Origin of the sequence: Aeromonas sp. S16(2024) (assembly GCF_041403065.1) — a bacterium.
GTDB lineage: Bacteria > Pseudomonadota > Gammaproteobacteria > Enterobacterales > Aeromonadaceae > Aeromonas.
The window spans coordinates 1-14,637 of record NZ_JBGLQX010000032.1 but is presented as its reverse complement, the minus strand read 5'-3'; the positions used below and the strand labels follow the sequence as shown (position 1 = coordinate 14,637).

The 14,637-nt window shown below is 62.6% G+C and carries 15 protein-coding genes; 9 read left to right on the top strand and 6 right to left on the bottom strand.

The features are described 5' to 3' along the window. Nucleotides 1-24 precede the first annotated feature (24 nt). From lexA to ACB030_RS18400, 4 genes are all read left to right on the top strand, one after another. Nucleotides 25-651, top strand: a complete 627-nt coding sequence (gene lexA / locus ACB030_RS18415; protein WP_025325267.1) for a transcriptional repressor LexA — start codon at nucleotides 25-27, stop codon at nucleotides 649-651. A 458-nt stretch (nucleotides 652-1,109) separates the two neighbouring features. Beyond that, nucleotides 1,110-1,319: a hypothetical protein gene (locus ACB030_RS18410; protein ID WP_234567867.1), complete on the top strand. Its 210-nt coding sequence runs from the start codon at nucleotides 1,110-1,112 to the stop codon at nucleotides 1,317-1,319. 214 nt (nucleotides 1,320-1,533) lie between these two features. Then, the gene (locus ACB030_RS18405; protein ID WP_371161827.1) at nucleotides 1,534-2,160 is read left to right on the top strand and encodes an SCO family protein; all 627 of its coding nucleotides are present in this window, start codon (nucleotides 1,534-1,536) and stop codon (nucleotides 2,158-2,160) included. A 28-nt stretch (nucleotides 2,161-2,188) separates the two neighbouring features. Continuing rightward, nucleotides 2,189-3,547: an MATE family efflux transporter gene (locus ACB030_RS18400; protein ID WP_371161825.1), complete on the top strand. Its 1,359-nt coding sequence runs from the start codon at nucleotides 2,189-2,191 to the stop codon at nucleotides 3,545-3,547. A 50-nt stretch (nucleotides 3,548-3,597) separates the two neighbouring features. Here ACB030_RS18400 and trmL read toward each other — a convergent pair whose 3' ends face one another. From trmL to ACB030_RS18385, 3 genes are all read right to left on the bottom strand, one after another. Then, a complete protein-coding gene (gene trmL / locus ACB030_RS18395; RefSeq protein ID WP_205642769.1) occupies nucleotides 3,598-4,062 on the bottom strand; it encodes a tRNA (uridine(34)/cytosine(34)/5-carboxymethylaminomethyluridine(34)-2'-O)-methyltransferase TrmL in 465 nt (154 codons plus the stop codon). Between the two features lie 81 nt (nucleotides 4,063-4,143). Beyond that, complete coding sequence (locus ACB030_RS18390) at nucleotides 4,144-5,499, bottom strand: ATP-binding protein (protein WP_371161823.1); 1,356 nt, start codon at nucleotides 5,497-5,499, stop codon at nucleotides 4,144-4,146. Next, nucleotides 5,496-6,188 carry a response regulator gene (locus ACB030_RS18385; protein ID WP_371161821.1) on the bottom strand — a complete coding sequence of 231 codons (693 nt, stop codon included), beginning with the start codon at nucleotides 6,186-6,188 and terminating at the stop codon, nucleotides 5,496-5,498. The genes ACB030_RS18390 and ACB030_RS18385 overlap by 4 nt, the downstream gene beginning before the upstream one ends. Nucleotides 6,189-6,274: 86 nt before the next feature. On the opposite strand from ACB030_RS18385, the gene ACB030_RS18380 reads away from it, so the two are divergent. From ACB030_RS18380 to ACB030_RS18365, 4 genes are all read left to right on the top strand, one after another. Continuing rightward, nucleotides 6,275-7,186, top strand: coding sequence for a cation diffusion facilitator family transporter (locus ACB030_RS18380; protein ID WP_205642766.1), 912 nt, complete (start codon nucleotides 6,275-6,277; stop codon nucleotides 7,184-7,186). An 8-nt stretch (nucleotides 7,187-7,194) separates the two neighbouring features. Beyond that, nucleotides 7,195-7,974, top strand: a complete 780-nt coding sequence (cysE, locus tag ACB030_RS18375; RefSeq protein WP_371161818.1) for a serine O-acetyltransferase — start codon at nucleotides 7,195-7,197, stop codon at nucleotides 7,972-7,974. Nucleotides 7,975-7,995: 21 nt separating this feature from the next. Then, nucleotides 7,996-9,276 (top strand): hypothetical protein, encoded by a 1,281-nt coding sequence (locus ACB030_RS18370; RefSeq protein ID WP_371161816.1) that lies wholly within the window; start codon nucleotides 7,996-7,998, stop codon nucleotides 9,274-9,276. 235 nt (nucleotides 9,277-9,511) lie between these two features. After that, complete coding sequence (locus tag ACB030_RS18365; protein ID WP_025325277.1) at nucleotides 9,512-9,721, top strand: cell division protein ZapB; 210 nt, start codon at nucleotides 9,512-9,514, stop codon at nucleotides 9,719-9,721. Nucleotides 9,722-9,793: 72 nt separating this feature from the next. Here ACB030_RS18365 and elbB read toward each other — a convergent pair whose 3' ends face one another. Next, nucleotides 9,794-10,444: an isoprenoid biosynthesis glyoxalase ElbB gene (gene elbB, locus ACB030_RS18360; protein ID WP_139437769.1), complete on the bottom strand. Its 651-nt coding sequence runs from the start codon at nucleotides 10,442-10,444 to the stop codon at nucleotides 9,794-9,796. A gap of 400 nt (nucleotides 10,445-10,844) precedes the next feature. Between elbB and polA the strand changes: the two genes are divergently transcribed. Beyond that, nucleotides 10,845-13,601 (top strand): DNA polymerase I, encoded by a 2,757-nt coding sequence (gene polA / locus ACB030_RS18355; RefSeq protein ID WP_371161813.1) that lies wholly within the window; start codon nucleotides 10,845-10,847, stop codon nucleotides 13,599-13,601. A gap of 82 nt (nucleotides 13,602-13,683) precedes the next feature. Here polA and ACB030_RS18350 read toward each other — a convergent pair whose 3' ends face one another. Further along, complete coding sequence (locus ACB030_RS18350) at nucleotides 13,684-14,223, bottom strand: gamma carbonic anhydrase family protein (protein WP_371161811.1); 540 nt, start codon at nucleotides 14,221-14,223, stop codon at nucleotides 13,684-13,686. Then, nucleotides 14,208-14,637 (bottom strand): hypothetical protein (locus tag ACB030_RS18345; RefSeq protein ID WP_371161809.1); only part of this gene is annotated, 430 nt, incomplete at its 5' end. The genes ACB030_RS18345 and ACB030_RS18350, both read right to left, overlap by 16 nt.

Here is a 14,637-nt window from a genome sequence, read left to right as displayed (position 1 = left end):
TATAAAAAGACAGGTGCCAATGCTATGAAACCCCTTACCCCCCGCCAGGCTGAAGTGCTGGAGCTTATCAAGGCGAACATGAGCGAGACCGGCATGCCGCCGACTCGCGCCGAGATCGCCCAGAAGCTTGGCTTCAAGTCGGCCAATGCGGCCGAGGAACATCTGAAGGCCCTGGCCAAGAAAGGGGTCATCGAGATCATGCCCGGCACCTCCCGCGGCATCCGCCTGCTGCTCGAGGAAGAGGAGGCCGCGCCAGAAGAGAACGGCCTGCCGCTCATCGGCAAGGTCGCGGCCGGCGAGCCCATCCTGGCCCAGGAGCACATCGAGAGCCACTATCAGGTGGATCCCGCCCTGTTCCACCCGCGGGCAGACTTCCTGTTGCGGGTGCAGGGCATGAGCATGAAGAATATCGGCATCATGGATGGGGATCTGCTGGCTGTGCACAAGACCCAGGAGGTGCGCAACGGCCAGGTGGTGGTGGCGCGTCTCGATGAAGACGTCACCGTCAAGCGCTTCCAGCGCAAGGGCAGCCAGGTGTGGCTGCTGCCGGAGAACGAGGATCTCTCCCCCATCGAGGTGGATCTCTCCAGCCAGCACCTGACCATCGAAGGGCTGGCGGTCGGGGTCATTCGCAACGCCGACTGGATGTAGCCATCGAACTCCAAGGGGCCTCCTGCGGGAGGCCCCTTCGTTTGTGCCGTTTTCCCCGATCTCCTTTCCTCCCCGATCCCCGTCATTGCCGCCGCCCAGATCCACCGCAAACAGTACCGCCACGCATCGTGCATTTCGGATATATCCTTTGAGAAGGCCCGCAGTGTCATGGCCGGATAACCGCCATGACCTTGAGTGTGCCGCCAGGTCAGCATGGGTAGCAGGGATGCATCACAGCTGAGGCGGTGCGGGACAGGGAGAGTCGTCAGGCAGCAGGACGACTCAATACAGTCAGTACGCGACGGTGTCTGGTCTGCCTCCCGATGGCAGTCACACTGGTCGGCGTGGCCTGTTGAGCAAGGAGGACAGGTATGGCTTCAAGCTCGCCGTGGGATCCGGGTCCGGCCGCAACCGCAACCCCCGCATCCTCCATCACCCGATTCATCAAGGGCAGTCGGATGACGTGGTTTTATGCGCTCTGGGTCTATCACAAGGGCGATGGCTGGACCATCTGGCTGGGGTGTCCCAAGGACAAGATTGTCCGCCTGGTTCGTCTGTTCCGCCGCCACCACGACATAGGTTTGCCAGATGCCCCCTGGACGGCCCCGGTCATTCCGCTGCGCGCCACTATACGGCGCCCCCAAGGGCAGCGCAGACTGCGACCCTGAGCTAGTCCCCCGAACAGTGTGTGAGCCCCACCCGGTGTGGGGCTTTTCTTTATCCCCGCCATTGCCCGGAGATAGCGGCGGTTTCCTCCCTGTTGGGCTATTTCCTGCATGGGATCCGGACTCAGGACTAGGCAGAAACGGGGCCTGGCGGGTTACAATAGCCCTTCATTGGCCCCGCCATTCGGCTGGTTGAACTAGCAAGGTTTTGTTTTATATGATCAAACCACGTTTTTCCCTGCTGTTGTTGCTCTTTGTCGGCAGCATAATGGCGGCCTATTACTGGAGCCAACCCTCCCTGCCTGCGCAGGCGGATTATTATCCGGTAGGGCGTGACATCAACCCCTTCACCCTCACGGATGGGGATGGAAAGCCCTTCACCGCCGCCAATCTGACAGGGCACTGGACCTTCCTGTTCATCGGCTACACCTATTGTCCCGACGTCTGTCCGACCGCCCTGGCGGATCTGCGCTCCATCTACCCGGACCTGAAGAAGATCGAGCCCAGCAGTCAGGTGGTCTTCATCTCGGCGGATCCCCAGCGGGATGACAGCGCCCGCCTCAAGAGCTATACCGCCTTCTTCCATCCGGAGTTCAGGGCGGCGACCGGCCCCCACCCTGCCCTCTTCCCCCTGGTGCGCAACCTTGGCCTCGTCTATTCCATCGTGGAGAGCGAGCGCAAGGATTACCTCATCGACCACTCGGCCTCGATCGTGCTGATCAGCCCCGAGGGCAAGCTGGTGGCCATGTTCCGCCCCAAGGTGGCTCCGGGTGAGGTGCCTCATGTGGACATGCAGGCCATGGTCTCCGACTTCGCACGCATAGTGCGGCTGGCCGACGAGTAAGCCGTCGGCGCCTATCGTGCTTAGCTTGATGCCGTCCTGGCTGAGGGATCCTCGCCGCCACCGGGCCGTGTTTGCCCTGGCCCTGCCCATGGTGTTCTCCAACGTCACCACCCCCTTGCTCGGCCTGGTGGACACCTGGGTGATCGGTCATCTCGGTCAGGCCTGGTTCCTCGGAGGCGTCTCGGTCGGGGCGACCCTCATCAACCTCCTCTTCTGGCTGCTCGGCTTCCTGCGCATGTCGACTACTGGCCTGACCGCCCAGGCTCACGGCGCCGCCAGCGCCGAGGGGCAGCTGGACACCCTGGCACGGGCGCTCGGTCTCGCCGTCGGGCTGGGGCTTGCCCTGCTGTTGCTGGTGCTGCCTTTCTTGCCGGCCATCATAGGGCTCAGCGGGGGATCCCCCGAGGTGCAGAGCTATGCCGGAGACTATGTCTCGGTGCGGATCTGGAGCGCTCCGGCGGCCCTGTGCAACCTGGTCATCATGGGCTGGCTGCTGGGTATGCAGGATGCGCGCAGCCCCATGTTGCTGCTGATCCTGAGCAACCTGGTCAACATGGTGCTGGATGCCTGGTTCGTGCTGGGGCTGGGCTGGCAGGTCAGGGGGGTGGCTGCCGCCTCCCTGCTGGCGGACTACAGCTCGCTCGGGGTAGGGCTCTGGCTGGTGAGCCGCCGCCTGCGCCATCTCCCGGCCAGGGTGTGGCAGGAGGCCTGGTCGCGCTGGTGGCAATGGCCCGCGGTGCTGCGGCTGCTCGGCCTGAATCGGGACATCTTCATCCGCTCCCTCTGCCTGCAGCTCTGTTTCGCCTTCATGACCCTGCAGGGAGCCAGGCTGGGGGACGTGGCGGTGGCCGCCAATGCGGTGCTGCTCAACTTCCTGATGCTGATCTCCTACGGGCTGGATGGCTTTGCCTACGCGGTGGAAGCCATGGTGGGGCGCGCCATAGGACGGCGGGACAGGCAGGGGCTGCGGGAGGCCATAGTCCTCAACCTGGGTTGGGCCTTGCTGATCGCGATCGCCTTCGCCCTGGGGTTTGCCCTGGGAGGGCGGCAGCTCATCGCCCATATCACCGATATCCCTGCGGTGATCGCCGAGGCAAACCGCCAACTGCCCTGGCTCATCGCCATGCCTTTGCTGGCGGTCTGGTGCTTCCTGCTGGATGGGGTCTTCATCGGGGCCACCCGGGCTCGCGAGATGCGCAACAGCATGCTGGTGGCGGTGTTTGCCGGCTTCTTCCCAGTCTGGTGGCTGTGCCAGGGATGGGGCGTGGCGGCCTTGTGGGCCGCCATGGCGGCGCTGATGACAGGGCGAGGTCTGACCCTGGGCTGGCTATGCTGGCAACTGGAGCGCGATGGCCGCCTGCTGGGTCAAGGCCGGGAACCCGCCTGACGGGGTCTCATGGTCGGCATCGCCGCTGAGGGGCGCAGTACCGACGGAGGCTAGAGGGATCCCTCATAACCAAACTGGCGCCAGCTTTCGTAGACGAAGACAGCGACCGCGTTGGCCAGATTCATGCTGCGGCTCTGGGGCAACATGGGAATGCGCAGCCGCTGCTCGAACGGCAGGCTCTCTATGATCTCCGCCGGCAATCCGCGACTCTCAGGCCCGAACAGCAACGCATCCCCCGGGGCGAACTGCGCTGCCGAGTGAGCGGTGCGCCCCTTGGTGGTGCAGGCGAACACCCGCTTGGGGGCCACGGCCGCGATGAAAGCCTCATAGCTCGGCCAGCGCTTCACCTCGGCAAACTCGTGATAGTCGAGTCCGGCCCGCTTCACCCGCTTGTCATCCCAGGCGAAACCCAGGGGCTCTATCAGGTGCAGCCGGTAGCCGGTGTTGGCGCAGAGGCGGATGATGTTGCCGGTGTTGGGCGGTATTTCCGGTTGATAGAGCACTATGTCGAGCATGGCGGGATCCTGATGCAGGGCTGGGGTGGTGCGAAACGGGCGCCAGCATACCCAGCGCCCGTGCCGATGAAAAGGGGTGGCTCACACCATGGGCAGGCGTATGGTGATGACGAGCCCGGTCGGGTGATTGCTGCTGGCCTTGATGGTGCCGCCATGGCGCTGGATCGCCTCGGCGGCGATGGCGAGACCGAGCCCTGTGCCCCCTGTCTTGGCGTTGCGGGCATCGTCCACCCGGAAGAAGGGCAGAAACAGCATGGGCTGCTGCTCCACCGGCACGCCGGGGCCGTCATCCCTGATGGTCATTACCCACTCCCGTCCCTCCTGATACCAATCCACCTTGATGAACTCGCGGGCATATTTGAGCGCATTGCGCAGCGGGTTCTCCAGGGCCCTCGCCAGCAGCTCGGGCCACATCCGCAGCGACTCGGTCGGCAGCGGTGGCAGCCTGAGCTGCTTGCCGTTCTGGTTGGCCTCGAACATGGCGTCGTCCAGTATGGGCTCCAGCAGATCCGCCAGGGGCAGGGTCACCGGGGCCTCCACATGCTGCTGGACCCGGGACAGATCCAGCAGATCCCCGATCAGCTTGTCGAGCCTGGCGATTTCGCTCTCGATCCGCGCCAGCTCCGAGCTGTCCCCCTGCTTGCGGCGGATCAAGGCCTGCGCCAGCTGAATGCGGGTGAGGGGGCTGCGCAGCTCGTGGGAGATGTCTGACAGCAGCTGCTTCTGCTTCTGGATCATGCGCTTGAGGGTGTCCACCATGTGGCTGACATGATCCGCCAGCTGACCTATCTCGTCCCGCCGTCCCAGGTTGGGGATCCGCGTCTCCAGCTTGCCCTGCGCCAGCTGGGAGACAGACTGCTGCAACTGCAGTATGGGGCGGGTCAGCCGCCAGGCCAGCAGCAGGCAGAGGGGGGTGCTGACCAGCATGGCGATGCCCAGGATCTGGATGGGGTGATCCAGGATCTGGATGAACAGGAACAGATAGGAGTTCTCGACGTTGAGCCCGAAGTAGACGTGATAGCTCTGGCCGTGGTGCTGCATCAGGAAGGGGCCGGCGATGGCCCGCTGGTGTTCGCTGCCCAGCATGGGCTTGGCCGGGTCGTCGGCATCCAGCATGAAGCGGATGACGAACTTGCTCAGCCGGGTGGTGGATTGCATCTGGCCCTTGGCGTCGCGCAGGTAGACGTTGTCCACCGGCAACAGCCCGGCCGTCGTGATGGCCTGCTGCAGATCGAAATCCTGGTGCGGATCGGCACCGGCCTGCAGCGCCCGCAGGTTGTTGTTCATCCTGGCCATCTCGTGCTCGGGCAGGGGTATGGTGTTGCGGGGATCCAGGGTGGGCAGTGTCACCACGGCGGCCAGCACGAGCAGCAGCATGAACCAGAACCAGAGGAAGATCTGGGTGGAGAGGCCATTGAAGGAGCGGGCCGTTCTCATGCCTGTTCCAGCCAGAGGTAGCCTCGGCCACGCACCGTCTTGAAGCGGGGCTGGCCATCGCTGCGCTCAGGCAGCTTCTTGCGCAGGTTGCTCAGGTGCATGTCGATGGCCCGATCGAAGGGCTCGAGCTTCTTGCCAAGCACCTGTTCTGACAACAGGTTCTTGCTGACGATCTGGCCCGGGTTGCGCAGCAGGCACTCCAGCAGGCCGAACTCGGTGGCGGTGAGCTCCAGCAGCTGATCGTCGCAGCGAGCCTGTTGCAGGCCGGGTTGCAGCACCAGATCCATGAAGCGCAGCTCGTCGGAGGTGCCGCGCTGGGGGGAGGGGGTCTGGGTGCGGCGCAAGATGGCGCGCACCCGCGCCAGCAGCTCTCTGTCGTCGAACGGCTTGGCCAGATAGTCATCGGCCCCCGCTTCGAGCCCGTTGACCCTGTCCTGGCTGTCGCCCCGGGCGGTCAGCATCAGCACAGGGGTGTCGTGGGTCTTGCGCAGCCTGGTCAGCATGGCGAACCCGTTGAGTCTGGGCATCATGACGTCCAGCAGCACCAGATCGAATGCCTGCTCTGCCAGTCGCAGCAGCCCTTCCTCCCCATCCTCGGCGACGGTGACCTCAAATCCTTCCAGGGTCAGGATTTCGGTGAGCAGCTGGGTCAGTTCGAGATCGTCGTCGACCAGGAGTATTTTGTTCATTCGGGGTCACTCCGTTGATTTTGCGCGCCAAACTGACGTTCGGGTCAGGGTATAATAAGTTTTTACGCGTCAGAGGAAAGCCGGTTTTGAGCCACCAACACTATTCCCGCTGGGTCACCCTGGCCAGCACGGCGGCGGTCGTCACCGCCACCCTGCTGATCCTGGGCAAGCTGATCGCCTGGTTGATGACGGACTCTTCCAGCCTGCTGGCATCCCTCACCGACTCCTTCATGGATGTGAGCGCCTCCATCATCAACCTGCTGGCCATTCGCTACGCGCTGGCGCCGGCCGATGAGGAGCACCGCTTCGGCCACGGCAAGGCGGAGTCCCTGGCGGGTCTGATCCAGTCGGCCTTCATCTCGGGCTCTGCCCTGCTGCTGATGATGCACGGCATCTCGTCGATGCTGAACCAGGTCCCCGTGGTGCGGCTCGAGGCGGGGATCTGGGTCAGTGCCGGCTCCATCCTGCTGACCCTGCTGCTGGTCAGCTTCCAGAGCCTGGTCATTCGCAAGACCAACAGCGTGGCCATCAAGGCCGACATGCTGCACTACCGCTCTGACTTGCTGCTCAATGCCGGTGTCCTGGTGGCACTGGTGCTGGCGGGGCAGGGGTGGTACTGGGCCGATGGCCTGTTCGCCATCCTGATCGGTCTGTTCCTGGTGTGGGGAGCCGTCCAGATCGGCTACGAATCGGTACAGGCCCTGCTCGATCGTCAGTTGCCAGAGGAAGAACAAGCGAGAATAATGGCGCTCTGCTGTGCCGTAGAGGGGGTGCATGGCGTACATGATCTGCGCACCCGTCAATCCGGACCGACCCGCTTCGTGCAGTTGCATCTGGAGCTTGACGATCAGCTCCCCCTGGTCAAGGCCCATCAGATAGCCGACGAGGCTGAACTGGCGGTCCGCCAGTCCTTTGAGCGGATGGATGTGATCATCCACATGGACCCCATCTCGGTGCTGACAAAAGAACAACAAGGCACTCACCCTGAACAACAGTAGGCTGCAACATGGATGATCTGGTTGCCAAAACCTGGCAAAAAATTGAGCGAGAAGCGGCATGCATGGTGACCGAAGAGCCCATGCTGGCCAGCTTCTTTCATTCCACCATTCTCAACCACAGCGATCTGCGCTCGGCCCTCAGCTTCCAGCTCGCCAACAAGCTCGACAGCGCTACCATGCCTGCCATCGCCCTGCGCGAGGTGATCGAGCTGGCCCTGCGCAGCGAGCCCGAGTTGCTGGCGGCAGTGGCGGCCGACATCTGCGCCGTGCAGGAGCGTGACCCTGCGGTCGATCTCTTCTCCACCCCGCTGCTCTACCTCAAGGGCTTTCATGCCCTGCAAGGCTATCGGGTCGCCAACTGGCTGTGGCGCCAGGGGCGTCGCTCGCTGGCGCTCTACCTGCAAAACCAGATTTCGGTGGTGTTCGGGGTCGATGTGCACCCGGCGGCGCGGATCGGCAAGGGCATCATGTTTGACCATGCCACCGGCATAGTGGTCGGCGAGACGGCGGTGATCGAGGACGATGTCTCCATCCTGCAGAGCGTGACCCTGGGGGGCACCGGTAAGGAGAGCGGCGATCGCCACCCCAAGATCCGCGAAGGGGTCATGATAGGGGCGGGCGCCAAGGTGCTCGGCAATATCGAAGTGGGGATGGGCGCCAAGATAGGTGCCGGCAGCGTGGTGATCAACCCGGTGCCGCCGCACACCACAGTGGCGGGCGTACCGGCCAAGATAGTGGGCCGCCCGGAGTGCGACAAGCCTTCGCTGGATATGGATCAGTGCCTCTGATCCCCTGACCGAGGCCGCTGTATGGTCAAGCGCTGGTCAGGCTATCTGATCCTGGGGATGTGGCTGCTCAACCTGCTGCACCTCTATCTGGGATTCTCCCCCTGGCCGGCCGCCGTCGCGGCCTGGGCCGCCTCCCTGCTCACCTGGCCCTGGCTGGTGGGCGCCGCCCGTCGTCAGGCGCTGGCGCTCTACGGGGCGGCGTTGCTGCTGCTGATCTTCTCCTGGTGGCGCGGCGCCAGCCTCAGCCCCGGAGACTGGCTGCTGCCCAACATCAACATGCTCACCATGTTTGCCGCCGTCAGCACCCTCAACCTCGCCACCTCGGGTCTGCTGACAGGCACCGCCTCCTGGTCCGGGCGCAAGGGGTTGTGGAGCACCATGGCCAGCCTCAATCTGCTCGGCGCCGTCATCAACCTCTCGGTGCTCTTCATCATCGGCGATCGGCTGGAGCGCAACGGTACCCTTGAGCGGCGCCAGGTCATGGTGCTGAGCCGGATCTTCTGCGCCGCGGCCTTCTGGTCACCCTTCTTCGTCGCCATGGCGGTGGCGCTCACTTACGCCCCCGGCCTGCAGCTCTCCCAGATTTTGCCGTTTGGCATCCTTGCCGCCCTGCTGGCCATGGGTCTGACTGCCTGGCAGGTGGAGCGGCTCGGGGTGGCGGGCTTCGAAGGCTATCCCCTGAGGTTGCAGACCCTGGGGTTGCCGGTGACCCTGGCGCTGCTGGTGCTGCTGATCCACCGTTTCTGGCCCGGGCTCAGCATTCTGGCGGTGATCGCGCTGGTGGCCCCCTTGCTGGCACTGCTCTTCATGCCAAGCCAGGGGCGCGGGGCGGCCCTCAAGCGGCAGGTGGTGGAGCGTTTCCCCGCCATCGGCGGCCAGCTGGTGCTGTTTCTCGGGGCTGGCCTGCTGGCTGCCGGCATCAACAGCGCCCTCTCTGTCATCGACTTCGGTGCGGGTCACGGCCTGCCGCTGTTCAACCACTTCGGCTGGCTTGAGGCATCCCTCACCCTGCTGCTCATCTTCCTGGTCGCCATCATAGGCGTGCACCCCCTCATCAGCATCTCGGGGGTGGCCCCCTTGCTGTGGCCGCTGTCACCGGATCCCAGCCTGCTCGGCATGTGCTTCCTGCTGGGATGGGGGCTCGCCACCGGCACCAGCCCGTTGTCCGGCTCCAACCTGGCGCTGGCCTCCCGCTACAACCTGAGCGCCGGGCTGTTGCTGCGCTGGAACCTGCTCTACGGGCTGCTGATGTACGGGGTGGCCTGTCTGCTGATGGGGGGCTTCACCGCCCTGCATGGCTGACATTGGCGGTGGGAGAGGAGGCTGTTAGCAGGGGGCCGTGACGCCGCGGCGGGCGTCCCGGATCGCGGTTCCTGCCGCCTGCGAGAAAAACCGACGCATATTTAAGCAATACCGGCACGGAGGGCGCATTTTGCAGCGCGCTGGCTTGTTTGTGCCGAGCGCATCAGGGTATGCTGGCTTCACGCGCTTGAATCGCCCCCTGTGGGGCATCGCAATTGAACATACAGGTATGCATATGTCACTAGAAGTCCTTGAGCAACTCGAATCCAAAGTACAATCCGCCGTCGACAACATCTCTCTGCTGAAAATGGAGCTGGACGAGCTGAAAGAGCAGAACAACAAGCTGCAAGACGAGAACCATCAACTGCGTAACGAGCACGTTGCCTGGCAGGAACGTCTGCGCGCCCTGCTGGGCAAGATGGACCAGATGGGCGATGCCATCTGATCCCGTCTTGACTGACTGGAATGAAAGCGGGCCGCTCCTTGAGCGGCCCGCTTGTTTTGGCAGGGGAGGGGATCACAGGGCCAGCAACTGCCTGACCGTCTTCTCTATGCCGTCGGCGGCCTCGACGATGTTCTGCGCCAGCATGTAGGCCGGGGTCGAGATCACCTTGCGTTCCTGATCCACCACGAACTCGCTGACCGGGCAGTTGAGATGGCTGCCCCCCATGGCCTCGATGGCATTGGCGGCGCCCTCGTCATGGCCTATGGTGGCCAGGGTGCCGGCGCCATAGATGAGGGGGATCATGGCCGGTGCTATGCAGATATAGGCCGCCGGTTTACGGGCTTCGGCAAAGCTTTGGCAAGCTTTCAGCACATCGGGCTGGATCTGGCAGTTGGCGCCCTGAACGGCGAAGTCGCACAGATTCTTGGCGGCGCCAAAGCCGCCGGGCACCAGCAAGGCATCGAAATCGGCCGCGTCCAGCTCGGCCACATTCCTGATCTGGCCGCGGCAGATACGGGCAGCCTCGACCAGGACGTTGCGGCTCTCCCCCTCGCTCACCTCGCCGGTCAGGTGGTTGATGACGTGCAATTGAGGCACGTCGGGCGCGAAGCACTGGACGGTGGCGCCCTGACGGGCCAGTGCCAGCAGGCTGATGACGGCTTCATGGATCTCGGCGCCATCAAACACGCCACAGCCACTCAAGATCACGGCAACTTTTTTCATGGCAGACTCCTCGTTGTTGAAAATGTGAGCCAGGGTCGATTGTTGTACTTTTGTATGGTTATCGTTCGGCCTCCACTGGTCAAGTCATCTTGCTGTGCTAGGATTGTTTCGTTTTGGATCCTGCCTCGTTGACCCCCTTGAATTTTTTTCCACATTGATCGAGATCATGATGAAGGCATCATGGTTTGTTTTTACGATCTCAATGCACTGTTTTGTATGTGTTTTTTGTTTTTAATCCACAACTTTGCCACCATGTCGAAGCCATGAGTCCATTTTTGAGCACAGAGTTATCCACAGGGAAGGGGTCGCTTAATGGTACCAATGGGAGGCGGCCAGCCCCTTGGTGTGCCGCGGGCCCTGTGGCATCCTAGCGACTGTTTATTCCTGGCAGGACGATTTCATGGCCCCTAGCAATCCCCTTATCTTGGTCGACGGCTCTTCATATCTTTACCGCGCCTTCTTCGCCTCCCAGCAGGCCGATCTGCGCACATCGACCGGTTTGCCAAGCGGCGCCGTCCGGGTGATGGCCAACATGATGCGCAGCCTGCGCAAACAATACCCCGACAGCCATGTGGCCGTGGTGTTCGACGCCAAGGGCAAGACCTTCCGTGACGACATCTACCCCGAGTACAAGGCGACCCGCGCCAGCATGCCAGACGATCTGCGCAGCCAGGTTGCCCCCATTCACCAGATGATCAAGGCGATGGGCTTCCCCTTCCTGATGGTCGAAGGGGTCGAGGCCGACGACGTGATCGGCACGCTCGCCCGCCAGGCGACCGAGAAACAACTGCCCGTGCTCATCAGCACCGGCGACAAGGACATGGCGCAGCTGGTCTCCGACCATGTCACCCTGATCGATACCATGAAGGATGTGAAGACCGATCGGGAAGGGGTGATCGAGAAGTTCGGCGTGCCCCCCGAGCTCATCATCGACTACCTGGCCCTGATGGGGGACAAGGTGGACAACATTCCCGGCATGGCAGGGGTGGGCGAGAAGACGGCCCAGGCGCTGTTGCAGGGGATAGGCAGCATCGATCAGATCGCCGCCAACCTCGACAAGGTCGCCGCCCTGGGCTTCCGTGGTTCCAAGACGTTTGCCGACAAATTCCGCGAGCAGGAGGATCAGGTTCGCCTCTCTTACCAGTTGGCGACCATCAAGACCGACGTCGAGCTGGAGCAGAGTCTCGAAGAGCTGCTGCTGGGCCCGATCGACAAGGAGTCCCTGCTGGCGGTCTACCGTGAGTACGAACTGCGCAACCTGATCAAGGAGCTGGAGTCCGGTGGCGAAGAGAGCGCCGGGAAGGAAGAGGTCGCTGATGACGCTGCAGCCCCTGTTGCCGCCATCGAGACCGACTACAGCTGCATTCTGGACGAAGCCGAGTTCGACGGCTGGCTGGCACAGTTGCAAGCGGCACCCCTGTTTGCCTTCGACACCGAAACCACCAGTCTCGACTATATGGAGGCGCGAGTGGTCGGCGTGTCGTTCGCCATCGAGCCGGGCAAGGCGGCCTATGTTCCCTTCGGCCACGACTATCTGGGGGCGCCAACCCAGCTGACCGAACAGCAGGTGCTGGGCAAGCTCAAGCCGCTGCTGGAAGATCCGGCCCGCCTCAAGGTGGGGCAGAACCTCAAGTACGATCGCAACGTGCTGCAGAACCACGGCATCGATCTGCAGGGCATCGCCTTCGACACCATGCTCGAATCCTATGTGCTCAACTCCACCGCCAGCCGCCACGACATGGACTCCCTGGCCAGCAAGTACCTCGGGGTCGACACCATCTCCTTCGAGGATATCGCCGGCAAGGGGGCCAAGCAGCTCACCTTCAACCAGATCGAACTGGAGCAGGCCGCGCCTTATGCGGCGGAAGATGCCGACATCACCCTGCGTCTGCACCAGACACTGTGGGGCGAACTGAGCAAACAGCCTACGCTTGCCAAGGTGTTCACCGAGATCGAACTGCCCCTGCTGCCGGTGCTGGCACGGATGGAACTACTCGGGACCACCATAGATCCCAAGTTGCTGCACCAGCAGAGCCAGGAGATCGAAGTACGTCTGGCGGAGCTGGAGCGGCAGGCGCACGAGCTGGCCGGGCAGGAGTTCAACCTATCCTCGCCCAAGCAGCTCGGCGAGATACTGTTCGTCAAGCTGGGGCTACCCATCCTCAAGAAGACCCCCAAGGGCGCCCCGTCCACCGCCGAAGAGGTGCTGGCGGAATTGGCGGAGACCTATGAGCTGCCGCGCCTCCTGATGGAGCACCGTGGCCTGGCCAAGCTCAAGTCCACCTATACCGACAAGCTGCCGCTGATGATCAAGCCCCAGACCGGGCGGGTGCACACCTCCTACCATCAGGCGGTGGCGGCGACCGGCCGGCTCTCCTCGACCGATCCCAACCTGCAGAACATCCCGGTGCGCAACGAGCAGGGGCGCCGGATCCGGCAGGCCTTCATCCCGAGCGCCGGTTACAAGCTGGTGGCGGCGGATTACTCCCAGATCGAGCTGCGCATCATGGCGCACCTCTCCGGTGACAAGGGGCTGCTGACCGCCTTTGCCGAGGGCAAGGATATCCACAAGGCGACCGCCGCCGAGGTGTTCGGCGTGGCGCTCGAGGCGGTGACCACCGACATGCGCCGCAGCGCCAAGGCGATCAACTTCGGCCTCATCTATGGCATGAGTGCCTTCGGTCTGGCCAAGCAGCTGGGGATAGGCCGTGCCGAGGCGCAGAAGTACATGGATCTCTACTTCGAGCGCTACCCGGGCGTGCTGGAGTACATGGAGCGCACCCGCCAGCAGGCGGAAGCCCAGGGCTACGTCGAGACCCTGTTCGGCCGTCGCCTCTACCTGCCGGACATCAAGTCCCGCAACGCCGGCCTGCGCAAGGGCGCCGAGCGGGCGGCGATCAACGCTCCCATGCAGGGCACGGCCGCCGACATCATCAAGCGCGCCATGATCGCCGTCGATGGCTGGATCCGGGGCATTACCGATGGCTCCATCCACATGCTGATGCAGGTTCACGATGAACTGGTGTTCGAGATCCGCGAAGAGAAGCTGGAGGAGTACATCGCCCTCATCAAGGAGAAGATGTCAGCGGCGGCCGAGCTGTATGTGCCGCTGGTGGTGGAAGCCGGAACCGGCGACAACTGGGATCAGGCCCATTGATCCTGACCACAGTGATTGGCTAGCTATATAAGCAGAGAAGCCCGGCGCATGCCGGGCTTCTTGTTTCCGTTCTCTGTCTGCCTCAAGCCTCTTGCAGATACTCATCCTTGAGCAAGACGTAGTTGTCGGCCGAGGTCTTCAGAAAGGCAATCTCTGCCGGCTTGAGCGGCCGCGCCTGCTTGACTGGGTTCCCCATATAGAGGAAGCCGGATGCGAGCCGCTTGCCCGGTGGAACCAGAGAGCCGGCGCCTATCATCACATCATCCTCGACGACCACCCCATCCAGCAGTATGGCCCCCATGCCGACTAGCACCCGGTTGCCTATGGTGCAGCCGTGCAGCATGGCCTTGTGGCCCACGGTGACGTCTTCCCCGATCAGCAGGGGATAACCGTCGGGATTGGCTGCGCTCCTGCGGCTGAGGTGCAGAACTGTGCCGTCCTGCACATTGCTGCGGGCGCCGATACGGATATTGTTCACATCCCCCCGTGCTGCCACCAGGGGCCAGATGCTGGCATCGTCGTCGAGCACTATGTCTCCCACCAGGGTGGCGCAGGGGTCCACATATACCCGCTTGCCCAGTTGCGGGCGTTTTCCTTTATAGGATCTCAGTCGCAAGTCCATCTTGGCCTCCTCAATTTTCTGGCCATTCTAGCAATCCCGAGCCCGTTTCTGTGGATAAGTTTGTACAAAAGCTGTGGTTGGCTATGAATAACTAGAGAAAGGCCTATTTTTGAAGATTTATTGCCACTTTTTGCAAAAATGGGCTTGCCAGAAAGTTTCAGCTCCCTATAATGCGCCTCCATCGACAGGGCAAGCGGCAACGCAAACAACCTGGTCGATAACCTCGAAAGCCTTTGAAAATAAGGCTTGACTCGAGAAGGCGGTTGAGTAGAATTCCACTCCCGCAGCAACACACTGTTGCGTCGCTCTTTAACAATTTGAATCAAGCAATCTGTGTGGGCACTCACAGCATCGAACATCAAACAATTTTGTTGATTTTCAATGTCTGGTGAAGTGACCAAGACAACTTCGGTT

Excerpts from the sequence above, each read along its gene's own strand:
- ACB030_RS18390 (WP_371161823.1), bottom strand. The coding sequence starts at position 5,499 with ATGAGAACGGCCCGCTCCTTCAATGGCCTCTCCACCCAGATCTTCCTC.
- ACB030_RS18405 (WP_371161827.1), top strand. The coding sequence starts at position 1,534 with ATGATCAAACCACGTTTTTCCCTGCTGTTGTTGCTCTTTGTCGGCAGC.
- polA (WP_371161813.1), top strand. The coding sequence starts at position 10,845 with ATGGCCCCTAGCAATCCCCTTATCTTGGTCGACGGCTCTTCATATCTT.
- ACB030_RS18350 (WP_371161811.1), bottom strand. The coding sequence starts at position 14,223 with ATGGACTTGCGACTGAGATCCTATAAAGGAAAACGCCCGCAACTGGGC.
- cysE (WP_371161818.1), top strand. The coding sequence starts at position 7,195 with ATGGATGATCTGGTTGCCAAAACCTGGCAAAAAATTGAGCGAGAAGCG.
- ACB030_RS18365 (WP_025325277.1), top strand. The coding sequence starts at position 9,512 with ATGTCACTAGAAGTCCTTGAGCAACTCGAATCCAAAGTACAATCCGCC.
- ACB030_RS18370 (WP_371161816.1), top strand. The coding sequence starts at position 7,996 with ATGGTCAAGCGCTGGTCAGGCTATCTGATCCTGGGGATGTGGCTGCTC.
- ACB030_RS18385 (WP_371161821.1), bottom strand. The coding sequence starts at position 6,188 with ATGAACAAAATACTCCTGGTCGACGACGATCTCGAACTGACCCAGCTG.
- trmL (WP_205642769.1), bottom strand. The coding sequence starts at position 4,062 with ATGCTCGACATAGTGCTCTATCAACCGGAAATACCGCCCAACACCGGC.
- lexA (WP_025325267.1), top strand. The coding sequence starts at position 25 with ATGAAACCCCTTACCCCCCGCCAGGCTGAAGTGCTGGAGCTTATCAAG.
- ACB030_RS18400 (WP_371161825.1), top strand. The coding sequence starts at position 2,189 with ATGCCGTCCTGGCTGAGGGATCCTCGCCGCCACCGGGCCGTGTTTGCC.
- elbB (WP_139437769.1), bottom strand. The coding sequence starts at position 10,444 with ATGAAAAAAGTTGCCGTGATCTTGAGTGGCTGTGGCGTGTTTGATGGC.
- ACB030_RS18410 (WP_234567867.1), top strand. The coding sequence starts at position 1,110 with ATGACGTGGTTTTATGCGCTCTGGGTCTATCACAAGGGCGATGGCTGG.